The organism is Enterobacter sp. MF024, from assembly GCF_005843915.1.
GTDB classification, from domain to species: Bacteria; Pseudomonadota; Gammaproteobacteria; order Enterobacterales; family Enterobacteriaceae; genus Enterobacter; species Enterobacter barmai.
This window is the reverse complement of record NZ_VCBB01000005.1, coordinates 233,856-256,316: the sequence shown is the minus strand read 5'-3', so window position 1 is coordinate 256,316 and position 22,461 is coordinate 233,856. Positions and strand designations below refer to the sequence as shown.

At 57.4% G+C, this 22,461-nt stretch carries 23 protein-coding genes; 3 read left to right on the top strand and 20 right to left on the bottom strand.

What is annotated here, in order from left to right; translation table 11 throughout:
• Window positions 1-43: 43 nt before the first annotated feature.
• From hisJ to pdxB, 12 genes are all read right to left on the bottom strand, one after another.
• Complete coding sequence (gene hisJ, locus FFB58_RS10665) at window positions 44-826, bottom strand: histidine ABC transporter substrate-binding protein HisJ (RefSeq protein WP_032612831.1); 783 nt, start codon at window positions 824-826, stop codon at window positions 44-46.
• Window positions 827-1,067: 241 nt separating this feature from the next.
• The gene (argT, locus tag FFB58_RS10660) at window positions 1,068-1,850 is read right to left on the bottom strand and encodes a lysine/arginine/ornithine ABC transporter substrate-binding protein ArgT (protein ID WP_039030953.1); all 783 of its coding nucleotides are present in this window, start codon (window positions 1,848-1,850) and stop codon (window positions 1,068-1,070) included.
• A 297-nt stretch (window positions 1,851-2,147) separates the two neighbouring features.
• Window positions 2,148-2,717 (bottom strand): UbiX family flavin prenyltransferase, encoded by a 570-nt coding sequence (locus FFB58_RS10655; protein ID WP_039030952.1) that lies wholly within the window; start codon window positions 2,715-2,717, stop codon window positions 2,148-2,150.
• An 89-nt stretch (window positions 2,718-2,806) separates the two neighbouring features.
• Entirely contained in the window at window positions 2,807-4,324 is a 1,518-nt protein-coding gene (gene purF / locus FFB58_RS10650; RefSeq protein ID WP_039030951.1) for an amidophosphoribosyltransferase, read from the bottom strand.
• A 33-nt stretch (window positions 4,325-4,357) separates the two neighbouring features.
• On the bottom strand, window positions 4,358-4,846 hold the full coding sequence (cvpA, locus tag FFB58_RS10645; RefSeq protein WP_039030950.1) for a colicin V production protein: 489 nt from the start codon (window positions 4,844-4,846) through the stop codon (window positions 4,358-4,360).
• A gap of 255 nt (window positions 4,847-5,101) precedes the next feature.
• Entirely contained in the window at window positions 5,102-5,809 is a 708-nt protein-coding gene (gene dedD / locus FFB58_RS10640) for a cell division protein DedD (RefSeq protein WP_138369850.1), read from the bottom strand.
• Window positions 5,799-7,067, bottom strand: a complete 1,269-nt coding sequence (gene folC, locus FFB58_RS10635; RefSeq protein ID WP_138369849.1) for a bifunctional tetrahydrofolate synthase/dihydrofolate synthase — start codon at window positions 7,065-7,067, stop codon at window positions 5,799-5,801. Before folC ends, dedD begins: the two co-directional genes overlap by 11 nt.
• Before the next feature lie 68 nt (window positions 7,068-7,135).
• Window positions 7,136-8,041, bottom strand: a complete 906-nt coding sequence (accD, locus tag FFB58_RS10630) for an acetyl-CoA carboxylase, carboxyltransferase subunit beta (protein ID WP_039030948.1) — start codon at window positions 8,039-8,041, stop codon at window positions 7,136-7,138.
• A gap of 142 nt (window positions 8,042-8,183) precedes the next feature.
• Window positions 8,184-8,843 (bottom strand): DedA family protein, encoded by a 660-nt coding sequence (locus FFB58_RS10625; RefSeq protein ID WP_039030947.1) that lies wholly within the window; start codon window positions 8,841-8,843, stop codon window positions 8,184-8,186.
• Window positions 8,844-8,871: 28 nt separating this feature from the next.
• Window positions 8,872-9,684, bottom strand: a complete 813-nt coding sequence (gene truA, locus FFB58_RS10620; protein ID WP_138369848.1) for a tRNA pseudouridine(38-40) synthase TruA — start codon at window positions 9,682-9,684, stop codon at window positions 8,872-8,874.
• Window positions 9,684-10,697 (bottom strand): aspartate-semialdehyde dehydrogenase, encoded by a 1,014-nt coding sequence (locus FFB58_RS10615; protein WP_138369847.1) that lies wholly within the window; start codon window positions 10,695-10,697, stop codon window positions 9,684-9,686. Before FFB58_RS10615 ends, truA begins: the two co-directional genes overlap by 1 nt.
• A gap of 67 nt (window positions 10,698-10,764) precedes the next feature.
• Window positions 10,765-11,901: a 4-phosphoerythronate dehydrogenase PdxB gene (gene pdxB, locus FFB58_RS10610; RefSeq protein WP_138369846.1), complete on the bottom strand. Its 1,137-nt coding sequence runs from the start codon at window positions 11,899-11,901 to the stop codon at window positions 10,765-10,767.
• 114 nt (window positions 11,902-12,015) lie between these two features.
• Between pdxB and flk the strand changes: the two genes are divergently transcribed.
• Window positions 12,016-13,020 carry a flagella biosynthesis regulator Flk gene (gene flk, locus FFB58_RS10605; protein ID WP_138369845.1) on the top strand — a complete coding sequence of 335 codons (1,005 nt, stop codon included), beginning with the start codon at window positions 12,016-12,018 and terminating at the stop codon, window positions 13,018-13,020.
• A 48-nt stretch (window positions 13,021-13,068) separates the two neighbouring features.
• Here the strand turns inward: flk and fabB are convergent, their stop codons facing one another.
• Window positions 13,069-14,286 carry a beta-ketoacyl-ACP synthase I gene (fabB, locus tag FFB58_RS10600; RefSeq protein ID WP_039030943.1) on the bottom strand — a complete coding sequence of 406 codons (1,218 nt, stop codon included), beginning with the start codon at window positions 14,284-14,286 and terminating at the stop codon, window positions 13,069-13,071.
• A gap of 158 nt (window positions 14,287-14,444) precedes the next feature.
• On the opposite strand from fabB, the gene mnmC reads away from it, so the two are divergent.
• Entirely contained in the window at window positions 14,445-16,448 is a 2,004-nt protein-coding gene (gene mnmC / locus FFB58_RS10595; protein ID WP_171029955.1) for a bifunctional tRNA (5-methylaminomethyl-2-thiouridine)(34)-methyltransferase MnmD/FAD-dependent 5-carboxymethylaminomethyl-2-thiouridine(34) oxidoreductase MnmC, read from the top strand.
• An 86-nt stretch (window positions 16,449-16,534) separates the two neighbouring features.
• On the opposite strand, the gene FFB58_RS10590 is transcribed toward mnmC, so the two are convergent.
• From FFB58_RS10590 to prmB, 6 genes are all read right to left on the bottom strand, one after another.
• Window positions 16,535-16,816 carry a YfcL family protein gene (locus FFB58_RS10590; RefSeq protein WP_039030941.1) on the bottom strand — a complete coding sequence of 94 codons (282 nt, stop codon included), beginning with the start codon at window positions 16,814-16,816 and terminating at the stop codon, window positions 16,535-16,537.
• A 9-nt stretch (window positions 16,817-16,825) separates the two neighbouring features.
• Window positions 16,826-17,374: an elongation factor P hydroxylase gene (locus FFB58_RS10585; RefSeq protein ID WP_039030940.1), complete on the bottom strand. Its 549-nt coding sequence runs from the start codon at window positions 17,372-17,374 to the stop codon at window positions 16,826-16,828.
• The gene (locus tag FFB58_RS10580; protein WP_039030939.1) at window positions 17,374-18,183 is read right to left on the bottom strand and encodes a sulfite exporter TauE/SafE family protein; all 810 of its coding nucleotides are present in this window, start codon (window positions 18,181-18,183) and stop codon (window positions 17,374-17,376) included. The genes FFB58_RS10585 and FFB58_RS10580 overlap by 1 nt, the downstream gene beginning before the upstream one ends.
• Complete coding sequence (mepA, locus tag FFB58_RS10575; protein WP_138369843.1) at window positions 18,183-19,007, bottom strand: penicillin-insensitive murein endopeptidase; 825 nt, start codon at window positions 19,005-19,007, stop codon at window positions 18,183-18,185. The genes FFB58_RS10580 and mepA overlap by 1 nt, the downstream gene beginning before the upstream one ends.
• Window positions 19,008-19,009: 2 nt before the next feature.
• Window positions 19,010-20,095 carry a chorismate synthase gene (gene aroC, locus FFB58_RS10570; protein WP_039030937.1) on the bottom strand — a complete coding sequence of 362 codons (1,086 nt, stop codon included), beginning with the start codon at window positions 20,093-20,095 and terminating at the stop codon, window positions 19,010-19,012.
• A gap of 76 nt (window positions 20,096-20,171) precedes the next feature.
• Window positions 20,172-21,104: a 50S ribosomal protein L3 N(5)-glutamine methyltransferase gene (gene prmB, locus FFB58_RS10565; RefSeq protein WP_039030936.1), complete on the bottom strand. Its 933-nt coding sequence runs from the start codon at window positions 21,102-21,104 to the stop codon at window positions 20,172-20,174.
• 157 nt (window positions 21,105-21,261) lie between these two features.
• Between prmB and smrB the strand changes: the two genes are divergently transcribed.
• Window positions 21,262-21,813 (top strand): endonuclease SmrB, encoded by a 552-nt coding sequence (gene smrB, locus FFB58_RS10560; protein WP_039030935.1) that lies wholly within the window; start codon window positions 21,262-21,264, stop codon window positions 21,811-21,813.
• 43 nt (window positions 21,814-21,856) lie between these two features.
• Here smrB and sixA read toward each other — a convergent pair whose 3' ends face one another.
• Window positions 21,857-22,342 carry a phosphohistidine phosphatase SixA gene (gene sixA, locus FFB58_RS10555; protein ID WP_039030934.1) on the bottom strand — a complete coding sequence of 162 codons (486 nt, stop codon included), beginning with the start codon at window positions 22,340-22,342 and terminating at the stop codon, window positions 21,857-21,859.
• Between the last annotated feature and the right edge of the window lie 119 nt (window positions 22,343-22,461).

Sequence of the window (22,461 nt, the reverse complement as noted above, 5' to 3'; positions counted from 1 at the left end):
CCCTCCCGGAGCGGGAGGGGCCGCACGTTATTGAGTGGAGTAATTAACCACCGTAGACATCAAAGTCGAAGTATTTCTTCGCCAGTTTTTCGTAAGTACCGTCTGCGCGCATTTCAGCAAAGGCTTTGTTCAGCGCTTCACGCAGCTCGTTATCTTCTTTGCGCAGCCCCATGCCGGTGCCTACGCCGAAGAGTTTCTCGTCCTTAATGGACGGACCGCCGAACTTGTAATCTTTACCAACCGGCTGTTTCAGGAAGCCTTCGCTGGCAGCGACTTCATCCTGGAAGGCGGCGTCGATACGGCCCGCAGTCAGGTCAGCATAGATATTTTCCTGGCCCTGATAAGAGACGATTTCAATTCCTTTCGGCGCCCAGTGCTCGTTACCAAAGGTCTCCTGGGTGGTGCCCTGCAGCACGCCCACACGTTTACCTTTCAGTGACTCCAGTGTCGGCTGGATATCAGAAGATTTCGCTACCACCAGACGAGAGTCCGCTGCATAGAGCTTGTCGGTGAAGGCAATCTCCTGCTGGCGTTTTTCGGTGATAGAGAGAGAAGACATAATGGCGTCGATTTTTTTCGCTTTCAGCGAAGGGATCAGCGCATCCAGTGGGTTTTCAACGAAGGTACACTCTGTTTTGATACGTTTGCACAGCTCTTTTGCCAAATCGATATCAAATCCTACCAGTTCACCCTGCGCATTCTTCGATTCGAAGGGGGCATAAGTCGGGTCAGTACCAATTCGAACTTTTTGCGGAATTGCTGCGAATGCCGCAGTAGCGCTGGAAAAGGCCAGAGCCAGAGAAAGTGACAAAACCAGTTTTTTCATATCTATCCTCAACAGACTGTCTTCTTACGGGATTTTAACGCCGACGGGGTGCCTTTAATGTGCCACTAATCGCCGCGGCAAGGCAAAAGATTATGCGCGGCAGGCGCGAAAAAGTGCATCGCGAGTGCTTAACTATTCACTTTGTGACCAACGCGGCGCACGATTTGCACCATCATGGTTCGCAAAGACCATTGTCGCACCATAACGGGGTTCCATTATGGTGCGCACCCGTCAGTTTCGGTTAATCGCCGTAAACGTTGAAGTCGAAGTATTTCTTCGCCAGTTTGTCGTAGGTTCCGTCTTTACGCAGTTCAGTAAAGGCTTTATCAAACGCCGCTTTCAGCTCAGCATCGTCCTTACGCAGACCGATCCCGGTGCCGTCACCGAAGTATTTTTTGTCTTTGACGGAAGGACCCGCAAAGGCAAACTCTTTACCCGCAGGCTGTTTCAGGAAGCCTTCGCTGGCGGCAACTTCATCCTGGAATGCGGCATCCAGACGCCCTGCGGCCAGGTCAGAATAGATCAGATCCTGGTTCTGGTATGCCACCACGTCCACGCCCTTCTCACGCCAGTTGGCATTGGCGAAACCTTCCTGGGTTGAGCCCTGCAGCACGCCAACGTGCTTGCCTTTCAGCGAGTCAATGGTCGGCTGGATAGGGGATCCTTTGGCGGCAATCAGACGTGAGTCCGCAGCGTAGAGCTTCTCAGAGAAGGCGATCTCCTGCTGACGCTTCTCGGTGATTGAGAGCGAGGAGATGATCGCGTCAATCTTCTTGGCTTTCAGGGAGGGGATCAGCGCGTCGAAGTCGCTGCCCACCCAGGTGCATTTCACGGACATGCGTTTGCACATCTCATTTCCCAGGTCGATATCAAACCCGACGAAATCCCCCTTCGCATCTTTCGATGAGAATGGCGCATAGGTAGCGTCTGTACCGATACGTACGTTCTGAGGGAGCGCCGCAAAGCTGCTTGCCGCTGCACTTAATCCCACCAGCAAAGACAGAGCCAAAACCGTCTTCTTCATACATTACCCTCAAGTGTCGTGATTTTCTTATGTAATAGATTGTGTTGTGTGTTGTTGCAGGCGATCTCTTGCAGGTCTTATGCCACATTGCGTTCATAGCAAAATTACGGCGTTAAATATGTTAACGAAAGGTTGCAGGATTGCCTTAATGGTGAAAGATAGCAGGTCTGCCAAACGAACCGCAGTGGCGGGAAGGGAAAAAAGGAATTAAATGTTGAGGATATGATCGCTGTTGCAGAATTGCCCTGAAACAGGGCACGTTGCGCCGATCTGCCCCCGGACAGGACATCTTTTCCGTCAGGCGCCCTGCCAGCGGGTAAAGAGATCGTCCGGAAGGTCAATGTCGAACTGGTCGATAACCCGGTTCACGGTTTGATTGATCACGTCATCAAGCGATTGCGGGCGGTGATAAAACGCCGGCACCGGGGGCATAATCACCGCGCCCAGTTCCGCCGCCTGGGTCATCAGACGCAGGTGGCCCAGATGAAGCGGGGTTTCGCGTACGCACAGCACCAGCGGACGGCGCTCTTTCAGCACCACGTCGGCCGCGCGGGTCACCAGCGTATCGGTATAGCTGTTGACGATACCCGAGAGGGTTTTGATGGAACAGGGCAGGATCACCATGCCCGCGGTTTTAAACGATCCGGAGGAGATGCTGGCGGCGATATCGCGCGCATCGTGTATCACGTCGGCTAACGCCTGAACGTCACGCAGGGAATAATCGGTTTCCAGAGAGAGGGTCTGACGCGCGGCCTGGCTCATCACCAGATGGGTTTCAACCTCGGCGACGTCGCGCAATACCTGCAGCAAACGGACACCGTAAATCGCGCCGCTGGCCCCTGAGATCCCTACTATTAATCGTTTCATGATGTTCGCCCTTGCTGTTACAGGGCTGACTGTGCAGGATTTTGGCGGGAGTTGCAAGCGAGGGCGGACGCCCTCGCCTGTTATAGCGATTAACCTTCGTTGTGCATCTCTAAGCTTTCGAGATCGTTCGCCAGCTGCACGGCTTTCGCATCGTCGTTGCGCAGCGAATCGAGGTAATCCAGGTATTTCTGATCGACGTCTTTGGTCACGTAGATACCGTTAAACACCGAGCACTCAAACTGCTGAATATCCGGGTTCTCGGCACGCACCGCGTCAATCAGATCGTTCAGATCCTGGAAAATCAGGCCGTCGGCACCGATGATCTGGCGGATCTCATCCACCTCACGACCGTGGGCAATCAGCTCGTTGGCGGTCGGCATGTCGATACCGTAGACGTTCGGGAAGCGAATTTCCGGTGCCGCAGAGGCCAGATAGACCTTCTTCGCACCCGCTTCACGGGCCATCTCGATAATCTGCTCAGAGGTGGTGCCACGCACGATAGAGTCATCCACCAGCAGCACGTTCTTATCACGGAATTCAGCGCGGTTGGCGTTCAGCTTGCGGCGCACCGATTTACGGCGCAGCTGCTGGCCCGGCATGATAAAGGTACGGCCAACGTAGCGGTTCTTCACGAAGCCCTGACGGTACGGTTTACCCAGAATACGCGCCATCTCCAGTGCGATATCGCAGGAGGTTTCCGGAATTGGGATCACCACGTCGATATCCAGGTCTTCCCACTCGCGGGCAATCTTCTCGCCGAGCTTGGTGCCCATGTTGACGCGGGCGCTGTAGACGGAGATTTTGTCGATGAAGGAGTCCGGACGAGCAAAGTAGACGTATTCGAACAGGCACGGATTACTGACCGGGTTCTCTGCACACTGACGGGTAAACAGCTGGCCTTTTTCGGTGATGTACACCGCTTCGCCAGGTGCGACGTCACGCAGGAACTCAAAGCCCAGGGTATCGAGCGCCACGCTTTCAGACGCCACCATATACTCGGTGCGGCCGTCGCCAATGTCGCGCTTGCCCAGCACCAGCGGGCGAATGCCGTTCGGGTCGCGGAAGGCGACCATACCGTGGCCGATAATCATCGCTACGCAGGCATAGGCACCGCGAATAAGACGGTTAGTGGCGGCCACGGCAGCAAAAATGTTGTCTGCTTCCAGCGGATAGTGACGGAAGTTGTCCAGCTCGCTGGCAAAGATGTTGAGCAGGATTTCAGAATCAGAGGTGGTGTTAATGTGACGACGCTTCTCTTCAAACAGCTTCTTACGCAACTCGTGAGCGTTGGTCAGGTTGCCGTTGTGGGCAAGCGTGATGCCATACGGCGAGTTAACGTAGAACGGCTGGGCTTCAGAGGCGCTGGAACTGCCAGCAGTCGGGTAACGAACGTGACCAATACCCATGTTGCCCTGAAGACGCTGCATATGGCGGGCTTCAAACACATCGTTTACCAGGCCGTTGGCCTTACGTAAACGGAAGCAGTTGTGTGCATCAATGGTGATGATACCCGCAGCATCCTGCCCACGGTGCTGAAGCACCGATAATGCGTCATAAATAGACTGGTTTACCGGCATGAAACCGGCGATACCGACAATACCGCACATTCGTCATTTCCTCGTTAAGCCACATCTCAGGGTTTATGCCCTGGGCAAAAAACTCGACGAGCTTTGCAGATAGTCAAAGAACCATCTGATGATGAAGCTGAACTGCGGGATAAGCTGCGATTTCTGCCAGTCTTCACTCTTTGAGAACCCGGTAAAGGTATCAAGGAAGAAGAGTATCGCGGCGACAATCAGCGCGCCTCGCAATGCTCCGAAGCAGATCCCCAGCACCCTGTCCGTTCCTGACAACCCGGTTTTCTCAACCAGCTGGCCAATCACGTAGTTAACAATGGCGCCGACAATCAGCGTCGCGATAAACAGCACCGCGATGGCAATCCCATTTCGAACCAGTTCATCTTCAAAGCCCGTGAACCAGACAGACAGGTAAGTGTAGTAATGACTGGCAACAAAGAAGGCACAGCCCCAGGTTACCAGCGATAACGCTTCACGAACAAAGCCACGGATCAGGCTAACCAGACAGGAAAAACCTATCACCGCAATGATGGCGTAATCAATCCAGACCATATGTGTCCCACGATCAAACGCCCTGTCATCCAGTTCGGGGCGAATTCTAACAGAAAAAGAAAACGTTTGCGTAGGGATTTCCTTCCCGCGCGTAAATAAAAAAAGCGCTGAAAAAATATTCAGCGCCGTGGGCAGTTTGCGCCTCTGCGGACGTCTGCCTCCCCCTCACCCCGGCCCTCTCCCTCAAGGGAGAGGGGGTAATTCATCCCCTCACCCCTCCGGGGAGAGGGTCAGGGGGAGGGGAAAATACTTACATCAATTCACGCTGTAGTTCATCACTACGCCGCTCAGACCCGAGAGCTGATTAAGCTCTCCAAGCGACCCCTTCAGCTTGTCTCTCGACGCATCCGGGCCCACGAGAATACGGGTGATTTTACCCTGTACCGGCGTGGAAGGTGAAGTGTAAACGCGATACCCGGCGCCACGAAGCTTAGCCACTACCTCGTTGACCTTATCGGCATTTTTGAGCGCCCCAAGCTGCACAACATAGGCTTTGCCGGTTGGAGCAGGCTTCTCTTCAGCGGCCGGTTTGGCCGGTGGGGTTTCTGTGGCCGCCGCCAGCTGCTGGCTGGTGTTATCGCGCTGCGGTTTCGGCTGCGGCTTTTCAGCCGGTTTCGGCTTTTGCACCGGTTTTGGCGCATACTGCTCTACCGGTGCCGCAACAGGGTCCAGCTCGTTATTATTCCCGGTAGCCAGACGCGACGGATCTAAGGATGGGGCCGCGGCATCGCCCGCCCGCACCTCTTCGGCGGCCCCTTCAGGTGGCTGCGCTGGCAGAGCCTGCGTCGCCGCCGGCAGCATATCCGGCTCATCCCGGTCACCGGGTTTCGGCACCAGCGGGATCGCCGCGAACTCATCCTGGTAATGTTTTTTCTGTCCATCAAGCAGCCCGGGGAGAATAATCACCCCCAGCGCCACCAGCACAATGGTGCCTGCTAAACGGTTCTGAAACTTACTTGCCACCGGTTCTCCCCGCATCCATTACGTCCATGACATGTGCCACCGTGTGGAATGAACCACACACCAGCACGGTATCTTCTGGGCTGGCGTCTGCCATTGCCGCACGCCATGCCAGCTCCACGCTTGCAAAGCTTTTGCCCTCGCCGAGATGTTCCATCAGCTGTTCGGCAGTCGCCCCGCGTGGGCCTTCCAGAGGTGCACAATACCAGCTATCGACAACACTCTCCATGCAGGCCAGCGTGCCGCCAATATCTTTATCATGAAGCATACCGATAACCGCCAGCACGCGCCCGGTTTTTGGCAATGATTTGAGACGTCCCGCGAGATACGCCGCGGCATGAGGATTATGCGCCACATCCAGAATCAGACGTGGTGATTCGCTGACTATCTGGAAGCGCCCGGCCAGAATCGCATTCTGAATACCGTCACGCATCGCCTGCTCGCTCACCGCCAGACCGCTGGCGCGCAGCGCGACCAGCGCCGTCGCGGCATTCGGCTGCGGTACCTGGGGCAGCGGCAGGTTCTCCAGCGCGCCCACGGCATCTTCAAAGCGCCAGTTGCTTTCCGTCACGCTGTAGCACCAGTCCACATCGCGACGCTTAAGCAGCGCCCCTTTCTCCTGCGCCACATCGGCGATGGTGTGCGGCATATCGGGTTCGCCGACGATCGCCGGTTTGCCTGGGCGGAAGATACCGGCTTTTTCACGGCCAATGCTTTCGCGATCGGGCCCCAGCCAGTCGGTATGATCCAGCGCGATGCTGGTGACCACCGCCACATCCGGGTCGACGATATTGGTGGCATCCAGACGCCCGCCCAGGCCGACTTCGAGGATCACCACGTCGAGCTGCGCCTGCTTAAACAGCCACAGCGCGGACAGCGTGCCATATTCAAAATAGGTCAGGGAAATCTCGCCGCGCGCGGCTTCGATTTCGGCAAAAGCGGCGGTGTGCGCCGATTCCGCCAGCTCCGTGTTCTGCACCCGCACGCGCTCGGTATAGCGCACCAGATGCGGCGAGCTGTAGACCCCCACTTTGTACCCTGCCGCCATCAGCATGGCTTCCAGGGTGCGGCAGGTGGTGCCTTTGCCGTTGGTGCCCGCCACGGTGAACACAAAGGGAGCCGGTTTCAGAACGTCAAGGCGCGCCGCTACCTGGCTTACGCGCTCAAGTCCCATGTCGATGGCTTTACTGTGCAGGTTTTCCAGATAAGAAAGCCACGCGGCCAGGGGCGACGTGGCTTGGGGAAGAGTGATATTTTCCATGATGCGCGCTTTTCAGTTACGGTTAGAAAGCAAAAGGGCAGCGCCACTGGCCCTGCCCTTTTCAGTTATCAGGCCTCGGGTTCCTGATCCGGTACGACCACGCCTTCGCGCGGCTCATCCGGGCTCGGCGACGGCAGATTCATCAGCTTCGCCAGAACGCTGGCCAGTTTCAGGCGCATTTCCGGACGGCGGACGATCATGTCGATAGCGCCTTTCTCGATAAGGAACTCACTGCGCTGGAAGCCCGGCGGCAGCTTTTCACGTACCGTTTGTTCGATTACGCGCGGGCCGGCAAAGCCGATCAGCGCTTTCGGTTCAGCGATGTTCAGATCGCCCAGCATCGCGAAACTTGCCGATACGCCGCCCATGGTTGGGTCGGTCAGTACGGAGATGTACGGCAGACCGCGCTCCTGCATTTTCGCCAGCGCTGCGGAGGTTTTTGCCATCTGCATCAGCGACATCAGCGCTTCCTGCATACGTGCACCACCGGACGCGGAGAAGCAGATCAGCGGACAGTTGTCTTCCAGCGCCTGCTCAACGGCACGCACGAAGCGCGCGCCCACTACAGAACCCATTGAGCCGCCCATAAAGGAGAACTCAAACGCCGCTGCGACAACCGGCATCTCGTGCAGAGTGCCTTTCATCACGACCAGAGCGTCTTTCTCGCCGGTCTCTTTCTGTGCAGAGGCCAGACGGTCTTTGTATTTTTTGGAGTCACGGAACTTCAGCACATCTTTCGGCTCAAGCTCGCTGCCCAGTTCAACCAGAGAACCTTCATCCAGCAGGCTATGCAGGCGATTACGCGCCGACATACGCATGTGGTGATCGCACTTCGGACAAACTTCCAGATTACGCTCCAGCTCGGCGCGGTACAGAACCTGGCCACAGCTGTCACATTTGGTCCACACCCCTTCAGGAATACTCGCTTTGCGGGTTGGGGTGATATTGCTTTTAATTCGTTCAATCCAGCTCATTGATAACCTTTCTGCCTGAACCAGGTTTGCTGCAAGGGGCGCATAATGCCATTTTTGCCCCCGACAGACCATGAATGTTGCACATTAAAACATAACAGCCCGAAACTTTGGATAAAAAAGTGGTCGAACCGCAGTCGTGCTTTTATTTTGCTTGTTTTGCCGCCGCGCGTCGGTGACGAATCACTTCGATGACGCCTGGCAGAATCGAAACCACAATAATCCCTACGATCAGCAGCTTAAGGTTTTCCTGGATCATAGGAATGGTGCCGAAGAAATAGCCCGCGTAGGTAAAGCTCAGCACCCATAACAGCGCACCGGTGACGTTATAGAGCGCAAACTGACGGTACGACATGTGGCCCATACCCGCAACAAAGGGGGCAAAGGTTCTGACGATGGGCACAAAACGGGCGAGAATAATCGTTTTGCCGCCGTGTTTCTCATAAAACGCATGGGTTTTATCGAGATAGCTGCGCCGGAAAATCTTCGAATCCGGGTTACTGAACAACCGATCGCCAAAAAGCCGACCTATAGTGTAGTTCACCGCATCGCCAAGGATCGCGGCGATAAGCATCAGCACGACCATCAGATGAACGTTGAGATCGTTGGTTTCCAGCGATGCCAGCGCCCCCGCCACGAACAGCAGCGAATCGCCCGGTAAGAACGGCGTCACCACCAGACCGGTTTCACAAAACAGGATCAGGAACAGAATGGCATACACCCAGACGCCATAATCAGCGACCAGCTCTGCCAGGTGAACATCAATATGCAGAATGAAATCAATCAGAAAGCGAATAAAATCCATATTGTCTAAACCTTAATTGCCACGGCTATCAGTCCGCTAAAAACAGCGGGCCCATTGGCGGTTTCGGAAGGTCAAATCGATCCGGATAATCCACCGAGACCAAATACAGCCCTTCCGCTTTCGCCGTTGCTGCCGCCAGCGTTCTGTCCTTCGCTGCCAGCAACTCTGCAATCCAGCTCTCCGGCTGGTGTCCGGCGCCTACTTCCATCAGGCTGCCTGTAATATTCCTGACCATATGATGAACAAAAGCGTTCGCTTTGATATCCACCACCACATACGCGCCATGACGGCTGACGTTAATGTGCATCACGTTGCGCCACGGGGTACGCGACTGGCACTGCACGGCACGAAAAGAGGTGAAGTCGTTCTCGCCAATCAGCGCCTGCGCCGCACGGTGCATGCGATCGGCATCCAGCGGTTCGTAAAAATGGGTGACGCCCTGGCCCAACACTGCCGGACGAAGACGCTGGTTATAGATGATGTAGCGGTAACGGCGCGCGGTGGCGCTGAAACGCGCATGAAAATCATCCGGCACATTTTTGACCCAACGTACCGCGATGTCACCAGGCAAATTCGCATTTACCCCTAACGTCCAGGCCGCGTCTTTACGCACCGCGGTGGTTTCAAAGTGAACCACCTGCCCCGTACCGTGCACACCGGCGTCGGTCCGCCCCGCACACAGGACATTGATGGGTTCATTCGCGACCTGAGAGAGCGCCTTCTCCAGCTTCTCCTGGACGCTGCGCACCTCGTTCTGACGCTGCCAGCCATAGTATTTACTGCCATCGTACTCAATCCCGAGAGCAATTCTATGGACCGGCTTTTGTTCCACTTCAGACATCAGTACAGATACTCCTGCACCAGTTTCTCAGCGATTTTCACCGCCATCAGCGCGCCGCCGAAACGCACGTTATCGGCTACCGACCAGAACTGAACCTGCTCCGGCATGCCGTAATCGTTGCGCACGCAGCCAACTGAGAGGCGGGCATTGCCCGTGGCGTCGCCCACCTGGGTCGGGAACTCGCGCTCTTCGGACAGCTCAATATCTTCACCACGGCCAAAGGCGTCACGCGCCTCTTCCGCCGCCAGCGGACGCATGGCTTCAAAGCTCACCATCTGTGCATGGCCGTAGAACACCGGCGACTGTACGCAGTTGGCGGAGATCATCAGCCCTTCGTCCTGCAGGATCTTACGCACTTCATCGACGATACGGCGCTCTTCGCGCACGCTGCCTTCGCGATCCGGCAGGAGTGGCAACATGTTGAAGGCCAGCTGACGGCCAAAGAAGTCATCTTCGTCCACCGGGATACCGTTCAGCAGCTTCGCGCTCTGTCCGGCAAGGGCATCCACCGCTTTTTTACCGTGGGCGGAGACCGACAGCAGGCTGGTGACGGTGATGCGGGATAAACCGCCTTCGTCGATCAGCGGCTTCAGAGCGGTTAACAGCTGGCTGGTCAGGCTGTCCGGTACGGCGATGATGTTACGGTTGCGGTAGTCGGCCAGCACGAACGGATTGACGTCCGGCACGACCAGCGGTACGTCCGGCTCAAGGGCAAACAGGCCGCTTAAATCGATGACCAGACAGCCGGCGTTGGTGGCGTCTTCAATATAGGCCGCGGAGGCTTCAGCCCCGGCCGCGAAAAAGGCCAGCTGCGCCTGGGTCCAGTCGAACTCAGCCGCGTCCTGAACGCGTACCGATTTGCCCTCATAACGCAGATGCTCGCCTGCGCTCTCGTTACGCGCCAGGGCATAGATGTCGCCCACCGGGAACTGACGCTCAGCAAGGGTTTCGAGCAGGGCTTCGCCCACGGCGCCCGTTGCGCCCAGTATGGCAATGTTCCAGCCTTCAGACATGGTGGTTTACTCCAGAAATAAAAAAGCGTCCCCGGCGGAGTATCCGCCAGGGAGCATTAAGAAGACATTAACGAACCGGGTGATGAACGGCGTTGAAACCCAGCTTATGCAGCAGCGATGCCGCAGCAGGGTCATCACACATCACATACAGGGAAGACCATTCGCGGCGCTCAACGTAATGCTTACGCAGCTTGTCAAATTCACCCGGCGTACCCGCTACTTTTCGCAGCAGCGCGTCATCGCGGCGCACATCATACACTAAATGCACCAGCCTTTTCAGCGTTCCCTGATCCAGCGTGCCGTGCAGGGTGATGCGACCAAAATCCGGGGTTGGCAGCAGCGTGTCCAGCGCTACCTGCTGGGATTTGCCAATAAAGGTGCTGTACGCCTCGAACACCTGGGTAGTACCGCGGGCTTTGCCTTCGAGGGTGTAGCCCGCAATGTGCGCGGTGCCGATATCCACTTTATCCAGCAGGGCCATGTTGAGATCCGGCTCCGGTTCCCAAACGTCCAGCACCACGCTGAGATCCTGCCCGGCCTCCAGGCGCTGCAGCAACGCCGCGTTGTCCACCACCGGACCACGGCAGGCATTAATCAGAATGGTGCCCGGCTTCAGGCGGCTAATCAGCGCGTCATCTGCCAGATGGTGCGATTTATACGGCCCGTCCTTAAACAGCGGCGTATGGAAGGTGAGCACGTCACACTCGGCCACCAGCTCATCCAGGCTGCGGAAATCCCCTTCATCACCACGGTCAGCGCGGGGGGGATCGCACAGCAGCGTGCGAATACCTAACGCCTCAAGGCGTTTTTGCAGTCGGCTGCCCACGTTACCCACGCCGACAATACCTACGGTCCGGCTGGTGAGGGTAAAGCCGTCGCGCTCGGCCAGCATCAGCAGGGATGAGAAAACATACTCCACGACGGCAATAGCGTTACAGCCCGGCGCGGCGGAAAAGCCAATCCCGGCCTGCTTCAGCCACGCGTCATCCACATGATCGGTTCCCGCGGTTGCCGTGCCGACAAACTTCACACCTTTGCCAGACAGCAGTGCCTCATTCACTTTGGTCACCGAGCGCACCATCAGGGCGTCGGCATCATCCAGCTCGGCGAGCGGAATGGGGCGTCCGGGAACGGCCTTAACCTCACCCAGGCGGCTGAACAGCTCGCGGGCGTAAGGCATATTTTCATCAACGAGGATTTTCACGTCTGAGTACCTGTTTGAGAGGAAGTTATCCGGTCAAGTGTGCCATAATCTGGCCGCCAGGCATATACGTAAACCTGGTTAACGATGAGTAACGAATTTAAGGATTTTTTGCCGATGCAGCCCATTTCAGGTACGCCGCCACAACCTCCGGGTGATGGCCCGCGTCCATCCCACGTCGCGGGTGAACAGCCCCTCTCCACACAGCAACGCACTGTACTGGAACGTCTGATCACCCGGCTGATTGCCCTGACGTCGCAGCAGAATGCGGAAGTGTGGGCCGGAGTCAAACACGATCTGGGAATGAAGAGTGATGCGCCCATGCTGTCGCGCCACTTCCCTGCTGCAGAGCAAAACCTCAACCAGCGCCTGAATACTGCCCAGCAAAATCACACCACCCGCCAGATGGTCTCCCAGCTGACGGAGCTGCTGAATCTGGGTAATAACCGTCAGGCGGCCAGCGATTTTATTCGCCAGCAGTATGGCCAGACGGCCCTGAACCAGCTGACGCCCGAGCAGCTCAAAACGGTACTGACGCTGCTGCAAAATAACCAGCTTGCGATCCCGCAGCCGCAGCAGCGCCCGGCGACGGAACGCCCGTTGCAGCCGGCGGAGCACAACACGCTGAAGCAGATGGTGACCAAACTTGCCGCCGCCACGGGCGAGCCGACCAAACTGATCTGGCAGTCGATGCTGGAGCTGTCGGGAGTAAAGGCGGGAGAGTTGATACCGGCCAGGCAGTTTACCCATCTTGCCACCTGGCTGCAGGCGCGCCAGACGCTGAGCACCCAGAGCGCACCAACCCTGCACACCCTGCAGGCCGCGCTGAAACAGCCGCTTGAACCCCAGGAGTGGGACAACATTCAGGATTATGCCCGACAGACCTGGCAAGCGACGCCGCAGACGGTGCTGACCACCGCCCAGGTTCAGGATCTGCTCAATGAGATCTTCACCCGCCGCAGCGAGCGGGAGAGTGGCACGCTGGAAGTACGTAATATCCAGCCGATCTACAACCCGCTGTTTGCCCCGGTGGTCGAGACCTTCAAATCCCTGTCAGCCCGACCAGGCCTGATGCTGGTCGCCCTGCTGGTGGCAATGGCGCTAATCTGGCTGGTGATTTAAAACAAAAAAGGGAGCCATCAGGCTCCCTTTTGACATCCGGCGCAGTCATTACGCTTTCAGCTTACGCATTACCAGCGTGGCGTTGGTGCCGCCGAAACCGAAGCTGTTAGACATCACGGTATTCAGTTCACGCTCGGTTGTCGCGGTAACGATGTTCAGGCCAGCAGCCTGCTCGTCCAGCTCTTCAACGTTGATGCTTGGGGCGATGAAGCCATGTTCCAGCATCAGCAGGGAGTAGATAGCTTCCTGCACGCCAGCCGCACCCAGAGAGTGACCGGTCATGGCTTTGGTTGCAGAGATAGCCGGGCTGTTGTCGCCGAACACTTCGCGGATTGCACCCAGCTCTTTCACGTCGCCTACCGGAGTAGAAGTACCGTGGGAGTTCAGGTAGTCGATTGGCGTATCCAGGCCGTGCATGGCCATCTTCATGCAGCGCACAGCGCCTTCACCTGATGGTGCAACCATGTCTGCGCCATCGGACGTTGCGCCGTAGCCTACGATCTCAGCGTAGATGTGCGCGCCACGGGCCAGAGCGTGCTCCAGCTCTTCAACCACAACCATACCGCCGCCGCCAGCGATTACGAAACCGTCACGGTTTGCGTCGTAGGTACGGGAGGCTTTTTCCGGACATTCGTTGTATTTGGTGGACAGTGCGCCCATCGCGTCGAACTCACAGGCCATTTCCCATCCCAGCTCTTCACCGCCGCCAGCAAATACGATGTCCTGTTTACCCAGTTGGATCTGCTCAACCGCGTTACCGATACAGTGTGCAGATGTCGCACAGGCGGAGCTGATGGAGTAGTTTACGCCGTGGATTTTGAACGGGGTCGCCAGGCACGCGGAAACCGCTGAACCCATGGCTTTGGTCACAACGTATGGACCGACCGCTTTCAGGCCGCGTGGGCTACGCATGGCGTCAGCACCGAATACCTGGGCTTTAGACGAGCCGCCGGAACCGGCAATCAGACCCACACGTGGGTTGTTCTGGTAAACGTCTTCACTCAGGCCAGCGTCAGCAATCGCTTCCTGCATGGAGAGATAGGCGTAGATGGAGGCATCGTTCATGAAACGGACCACTTTGCGATCGATCATGCCCGTGGTGTCCAGTTTTACATTACCCCAAACGTGGCTACGCATACCGGAATCTTTAAACTCTTCAGAGAAGGTGATCCCGGAGCGTCCTTCACGCAGAGATGCCAGGACTTCCTGCTGGTTATTACCGATGCTGGAAACGATGCCCAAGCCAGTAATCACTGCACGTTTCATTCAATACCTCTGTAAGTCGCACTATTTTAAGTTTCGAGTCGCACAATAGCGTACACTTGTACGCCGAACAAGTCCGATCAGCCAATTTCTGCGGAAATTTGCACCAACAGACGCACATCGTTAAGATCGCGGCACAGCCTGTCAGACGAGTAACTTACGTGAAACAAAACGCCATACAACCTGCCAACCTCGAATTCAACGCTGAGGGTACACCTGTTTCCCGAGATTTTGATGATGTCTACTTCTCTAATGATAACGGACTGGAAGAGACACGTTATGTTTTCCTCGATGGAAACCAGCTGAATTCCCGTTTTCCGCTGCATCCCCGCGATCTGTTTGTGGTGGCCGAAAGCGGATTTGGCACCGGGCTGAACTTTCTCACCCTCTGGCAAGCCTTCGATCGCTTCCGTGCAGCTCACCCTGACGCTACGCTGCAAAGGTTACATTTCATCAGTTTCGAGAAATTTCCGCTGGCCGCCGACGATCTGCGTCTGGCGCACCAGCACTGGCCGGAGCTGGCGCCCTGGGCGGAACAGCTCCAGGCCCAGTGGCCGCTGCCCGTCGCGGGCTGCCATCGTCTGCTGCTGGACGGCGGGCGCATCACGCTCGATATCTGGCTCGGTGATATCAATGAGCTCACCGACAGGCTGGATGACTCCCTGAATCAGCAGGTCGATGCCTGGTTCCTCGACGGCTTTGCCCCGTCCAAAAATCCGGATATGTGGAACGCGCAGCTGTTTGCTGCCATGGCTCGTCTGGTCCGGCCGGGCGGGACGCTCGCCACCTTTACCTGCGCCGGATTTGTCCGTCGCGGCCTGCAGGAGGCGGGCTTCAGGGTGCAAAAAACCAAAGGCTTTGGCCGCAAGCGCGAAATGCTCATCGGGGTGATGGAGCAGGATCTTCCCTCCCCTGCCCGCACGCCGTGGTTTACCCGTACGGCCAGCGACGGGCGCGAAACCGCCGTCGTGGGCGGCGGGATCGCCAGCGCCCTGCTGTCGCTGGCGCTGTTACGCCGTGGCTGGCAGGTGACACTCTACTGCGCCGACGATGCCCCGGCGGCGGGTGCCTCCGGCAATCGCCAGGGGGCGCTCTATCCATTGTTGAGCGCACATGATGCCGCGCTGAGCCAGTTTTTCCCGGCGGCATTCACCTTCGCCCGCCGTCTGTACGATGCTCTGCCGGTAGACTTTGATCATGCGTGGTGCGGCGTCACCCAACTGGGCTGGGATGAGAAGAGCCAGAAAAAAATCGACCAGATGCTGGCCCTGGGTCTGCCGGAGCAGATCGCGGTGGCGGTGGATGCCGGACAGGTGCAAAAAAGCATCGGCGTGCCCACCGGCTGCGGCGGGATCCAGTATCCGCTCGGCGGCTGGCTGTGTCCGGCCCAGCTCACCGCGGCGGTGATTACCCTGGCGCAGACCCTCGGCCTGCAGGTGCACTATGGCCGTCGGGTGAAATCACTGGAGCAGGCCGACACCCGGTGGATGCTGGAGTTTGCCGAGGGTGAGCGGGCGCAGCATGGCAGCGTGGTGCTGGCGAACGGACACGGCATCAGCCAGTTCAGCCAGACCGCCCAGCTGCCGGTTTACCCGGTGGGCGGCCAGGTGAGCCATATTCCGGCGGCTGAACAGCTGAGCCAGCTGCGTCAGGTGCTCTGCTACGACGGCTATCTGACCCCGCAAAACCCGGTTAACGGTCAGCACTGCATCGGCGCAAGCTATCATCGCGGGCAGACCGAACCGCAGTACAGCGAAGAGGATCAGCAGAATAATCGCCAGCGCCTGATCGACTGCCTGCCACAGGCGGCGTGGGCGCGTGAAGTGGATGTCAGCGCCGGTGAGGCGCGAAACGGTATTCGCTGTGCCACCCGCGATCACCTGCCGATGACCGGTGCGGTGCCGGATTATGACGCCACCCTGGCGGCGTATCAGGATCTCGCTAATAACAAAGAGCAGGCGGTCAGCGCCCCGGAGTTTCGTAATCTGTTCGTGCTTGGCGGGCTGGGTTCACGCGGGCTCTGCACGGCCCCGCTGACGGCGGAAGTGCTTGCTGCGCAGATGAGCAACGAGCCGATCCCGCTGGACAGCCACACGCTGGCGGCGCTCAATCCGAACCGGTTATGGGTAAGGAAGTTGTTGAAGGGGAAAATGGTCAAATCGTAGGCCCGGTAAGCGTAGCGCCACCGGGCATCTGGCGAGGGAGCCGATTTCTTGCCGGGCGGCGCATTCGCTTGCCCGGCCTACATCACCTATGCGTTTACGCTGGCTTTCTGAAACAACGTATCCCACATCCCCAGCACCAGAGACTGGTCGCGCGGAGAGAGTTCGCCCGCCAGAATGGCTTTTTCCAGGCTACGTGACACTTCAGCGTGCACCGCGTCCGGAGAGTGGTCGTCACCGGCTTCCAGTTCGGCGACGGCGAGCGTCAGGTGACCACGCAGATAACCGCTGGCAAACAGTTCATCGTCACTGGCGTGCTCCACCATGTCATCAATTAATGCCAGAATGCGTGATTCAAATTCTGCGATCATCTTCTTTCCTCAGTTAAGATCTTCCGGCCAGGGGAAGCATTCCGCCGTGATCTCCGGCGTGTGGTAATAATTCTGTAAAGCCTTGATCAAGCGTGCCGGACGTTCCGGAATGCCTTTCTCAAGATACTCCATCACCTGCGCGTGAACGCGGCGCTGGAAGACAATACGGTCTGGCTCAAAGTCGCCTTCGAGGTTGTCACAGCTGACGTTAAACGGGAATCCTGCCGCCACGCACAGCAGCCACTCCAGCGCCTGGGGTTTGACCTCTACATCTTCAAACTGTCCCTGGGTCGCGGCGTCGCGGCCGTCCGGGCAGTACCAGTAGCCAAAGTCCACCAGCTCGCGACGCGCTTTTCCTGCGATACACCAGTGCGATATTTCATGCAAACCGCTGGCATAAAAGCCGTGAGCGAACACAATCCGGTTGTACGGCACTTCCGCATCAGCAGGAAGATAGATCGGTTCGTCGTCGCCTTTAATCAGACGGGTATTAAAATCTTCCGCGAAGCATCCGTTGAAAACCTCAATCAGCTGTTCGTATTTATGCGTACTGTTCATTAGTTCATCCCCAACCAGTGGAGGATCTCCTGTCCGTGGCTGTCATAAAGAAGTTTGGCACTCATTACGGCCGAGACAATGACAATCATCGGACGGATGAGCTGTTGCCCTTTGCTTAACACCAGGCGCGAACCTGCCCGCGCGCCCAGAAATTGTCCGGCCATCATCACAAAGCCGGTCGCCCAGATCACCTTGCCGCCGATGATAAACAGCAGCAGGCCACCGAGGTTCGAGGTGGCGTTCAGTACTTTGGCATGGGCGGTGGATTTGGCGAGGTTAAAACCGGCCAGGGTCACGAACGCCAGGGCGTAAAACGACCCGGCGCCCGGGCCGAAGAAACCGTCATAAAAGCCGACACAGCCACCGGCAATCAGCGCAAACGGCAATCCGTGCAGGCGGCGCTGCCTGTCCTCTTCGCCAAGCTTTGGCATCAGTAAAAAGTAGAGACCAATACAGATAACGAGGATGGGTAAGATCTGGCGCAGTATATCGGACTGCACATGCTGCACCAGCAGCGCACCGCTGGTTGAGCCGATAAAGGTCATCAGGATATTGAGCTTCTGGTCGGCGAGGCTCACTACCTTGCGGCGGATAAAATAGATCGAGGCGGATAACGATCCGCCGCACGCCTGCAGCTTGTTGGTCGCCAGCGCCTGCGCCGGGCTCATCCCCGCCGCCAGCAGGGCCGGAACGGTTAACAGCCCGCCGCCGCCCGCCAGTGCATCAATAAAACCGGCCAGCATAGCGATAAAAAACAGCGCCACCAGCAGCAGCGGCGATACCATAAACAACTCAGCAAATTGGTCCATTAAAGTACATGCTCATCCAGTAGCGCCTGGCAGGAAGGCGGCAACGGAGGTGGTGTCTTCTTCTCAGGCTTAGAGGTTCCAGGCTTGGCCGGTTCAAACCAGCTTTGCAGTTCGTAACCACAGCCATCGCCAGGCGGTGGCAGCGGCTGATCTTCGCATTCCAGGCTGTTCGCCGGGCAGCGCAGACGCACGTGCATATGCGCACGGTGCTGGAACCACGGCCGCACTTTACGCAGCCAGTCTCGGTCGGTTCCGGCATCTTCGCAAAGCTGCTGCTTGATGGCCGGGTTAACGAAGATGCGCGTGACGTCGTTATCTTTTGCCGCCAGCTTGATCATGGCGGAAACATCCTGCGACCAGAGCGACGGCACCACACGCTTGCCGTCGCTGGCGACCAGATCGAGCGCCTGGGGCTTCAGCAACTGGGCCGAGGTCCAGCGGGTTTTCGGCAGCTGCAGGAAGATATCCACGTCCAGCCCGGTTTGATGGCTGGCATGGCCGCCGTTAAAGCGTCCGCCTGCCGGCATCCCCATATCGCCAATCAGCACCGTGCCCAGCCCCAGGTTATGCACCTGGTTGCTGAGGCGCTGAATAAACAGCACCAGATCCGGGTGACCAAAGTAGCGGCGCTGATCGGTGCGCATCACCTGATACGTGGAGGACTGCTGCGGCAGCGCTTCTGCGCCTACGATACAGCCATTAGAGAACCCGCCGATGGACTGGGCGCTGCCCGCCACCGGGTGGGTGATTTTTTGCCACGGCGTTGCCGCCAGAGCGGTCCCGCTGGCAAGCAGCGCCAGCAGAGCAATTGCGGTTTTTTTCATGGTTACCAGCGTGGAATGGTGGTCGTCACATCCGCATTCTGCGCGCGCTGGCGCAGGAAGTGATCCATCAGCACGATCGCCAGCATCGCTTCGGCGATGGGCACTGCGCGGATCCCGACGCACGGATCGTGACGTCCTTTGGTGATCATCTCAACTTCTTCGCCAGAGCGGTTAATGGTGTGGCCCGGCACGGTAATGCTGGAGGTTGGTTTCAGCGCAATGTTAGCCACAATCTGCTGCCCGCTGCTGATGCCGCCCAGAATGCCGCCCGCGTGATTGCTCTGGAAGCCCTCTTTAGTAATTTCGTCGCGGTTCTGGCTGCCGCGAAGCGCCACCACGTCAAAACCGTCGCCAATCTCTACCCCTTTCACCGCGTTGATGCTCATCATCGCATGGGCAATGTCGGCGTCGAGGCGGTCAAAGACCGGCTCACCCCAGCCCGGCGGAACGCCGTCGGCCACGACCGTGACTTTGGCACCAATGGAGTCACCCTCTTTTTTCAGGGCGCGCATCAGTTCGTCCAGCGCTTCCAGCTTCGAGGCATCGGCGCAGAAGAACGGGTTCTGTTCAACCTGATCCCAGTCTTCGATCGCCAGCGGAATGTCGCCCATCTGGGTCAGGCAGCCGCGAATGACAATACCAAACTTCTGCGCCAGGTATTTTTTAGCAATGGCGCCTGCCGCCACGCGCATGGCGGTTTCACGGGCGGAGGAGCGTCCGCCGCCGCGATAGTCACGAAAACCGTATTTCTGTTCGTAGGTATAGTCAGCGTGGCCCGGGCGGAACACATCCTTGATGGCGCCGTAGTCCTGGGAGCGCTGATCGGTATTCTCAATCAGCAGGCCGATGCTGGTGCCGGTGGTGCGTCCTTCAAAGACGCCTGACAGGATTTTGACTTGATCCGGCTCGCGGCGCTGGGTGGTATAGCGCGAGGTGCCCGGGCGGCGCCTGTCGAGATCGTGCTGTAAATCAGCTTCGGTCAGTTCGATGCCAGGCGGTACGCCATCAACGATGCAACCCAGCGCCAGCCCGTGCGACTCGCCAAACGTGGTCACACGAAATAATTGTCCAATACTGTTTCCTGCCATCACGGCTCCGTTTTCGTTGTTCTGTGTTTGAGCTTTCTGTGTTTGCGCAATGTGAAACGGGCCGAAGCCCGTTGGATTAATCTTTGTAGATGCTGAAGTGCTCGCGCGCGACGAGAAGCTGCGCTTTGGTCAGCATGAAGACGCCGTCGCCACCGTTGTCGAACTCGAGCCAGGTGAACGGCACATCCGGATATTGCTCCATCAGATGTACCATGCTGTTACCGACTTCACAAATCAGAATACCGTCATCGGTCAGATAATCCGGCGCGCAGGCCAGTATACGGCGGGTCAGCTTCAGGCCGTCGGAGCCGGAAGCCAGTCCCAGCTCAGGTTCATGGCGGTATTCGTTTGGCAGATCGGACATATCTTCTGCATCGACGTACGGTGGATTGGTCACAATCAGGTCGTACTGCACTTTCGGCAGGTCACGGAAAAGATCGGAACGGATCGGCGTGACGTGATGGATCAGACCGTGTTCTTCAATGTTGTGTTCCGCTACCGCCAGCGCGTCAGGGGAGATATCCACGGCGTCCACTTCCGCATCCGGGAAGGAATAAGCGCAGGCAATGGCGATGCAGCCGCTGCCGGTACACATATCGAGGATATGCTCAGGCTGATGGTCAATCAGGCCGGCGAAATGGTTATTGATCAGTTCACCAATCGGCGATCGCGGCACCAGCACGCGTTCATCGACAAAGAATTCATGGCCGCAGAACCAGGCTTTGTTGGTGAGGTAGGCCACCGGGATGCGCTCGTTAACGCGACGGATCACGCGCTCAACGATACGGTGTTTTTCACTGGAGGTGAGGCGCGCAGAACGCATATCTTCAGGGATATCCAGCGGCAGATAGAGTGACGGCAACACCAGCTGTACCGCCTCATCCCACGGGTTGTCGGTACCGTGACCGTACCAGATATTGGCCGCGCTGAAACGGCTGACCGCCCAACGCAACATGTCCTGAATGGTTTGCAGCTCATTCACCGCTTCATCGACAAAAATTTTATCCACTATGTTCTCCAGGGCATGCTCGCTAAATTTTCGGCGGCTAGTGTGCCATGAAGACGGCGATAAATCAGCACTGTCGCTAACGGCTTGCGGGTAAAAAATGCGTTTTGCCGTACGGCGAGTCAGGTACACTGTCGGAAATAAGAGATGAGACGGACATATGAAAAAGAAAACATCCTTGAGCCAGGAGGATCAAACGCTGTTTCGTCAGCTGATGACAGGCACGCGTAAAATCAAGCAGGACACCATCGTCCACCGCCCGCTGCGTAAAAAAGTGAGTGAAGTTCCCGTAAAACGGTTGCTGCAGGAGCAGGCCGACGCCAGCCACTATTTTTCCGACGAGTTTCAGCCGCTGCTGAATACGGAAGGCGCCGTGAAATACGTGCGGTCGGACGTCAGCCACTTCGAGCTGAAAAAATTGCGTCGTGGGGATTATTCGCCGGAGCTGTTTCTCGATCTACACGGGTTAACCCAGATGCAGGCGAAACAGGAGCTGGGCGCGCTGATTGCCGCCTGCCGCCGCGAACATGTCTTTTGTGCCTGCGTGATGCACGGCCACGGCAAACATATTCTTAAGCAGCAAACCCCGCTGTGGCTGGCTCAGCATCCACACGTGATGGCTTTTCATCAGGCACCCAAAGAGTACGGCGGAGATGCCGCATTGCTGGTGTTGATTGAAGTAGAAGAGTGGCAACCGCCTGAGCTGCCCTGAGAGGCAGGCGGGTGGCAATTGCTACCCGCCTGGATCTGTTACGTCAGATAGCTTTCGCCATCTTCAGATTGCAGGGGCTCATCTGCCAGTTGAAGACGCCAGCACCCGTTTCATTGAGGGTGACATTGGCAATGGCAGAGGTGCTGAACATCGGCGGCGTTTCGCCCGGGCAGAGTTCAGATACCAGATAGCCGACTAACGGCAGATGGGAAATCACCAGCGCAGAAGCGACACCTTCATTGCACAGCGCCTGAAGATAGGCACTGACAAGACCCACATCGCCACACGGGGTAAGCTCTGGCAGAACGTCGACACTGTCTGGCAGGTTCATACACTCCCCTACCACGTCCAGCGTCTGTTCAGCGCGTAGGAACGGGCTGACGAGGACACGTTCAATATCCACTTTTTGCCCTTTCAGCCAGGTTGCCATTTGACGGGACTCGTCACAGCCGCAAGGCGTCAGAGGACGTACAGAGTCACTGGCAGCATCAAGTGCCGCGTCACCGTGACGCATGATAAAAACTTGCATATTGCACCGCTTTTGTTGACCAGGATCACCGGTGTTACTTCCCCGCGTGAACACATAACGAGGTAGAAAACCCGATGGCCGGGCATTGTGCCTGATCCATCCGTTGAATGAAACGCTGT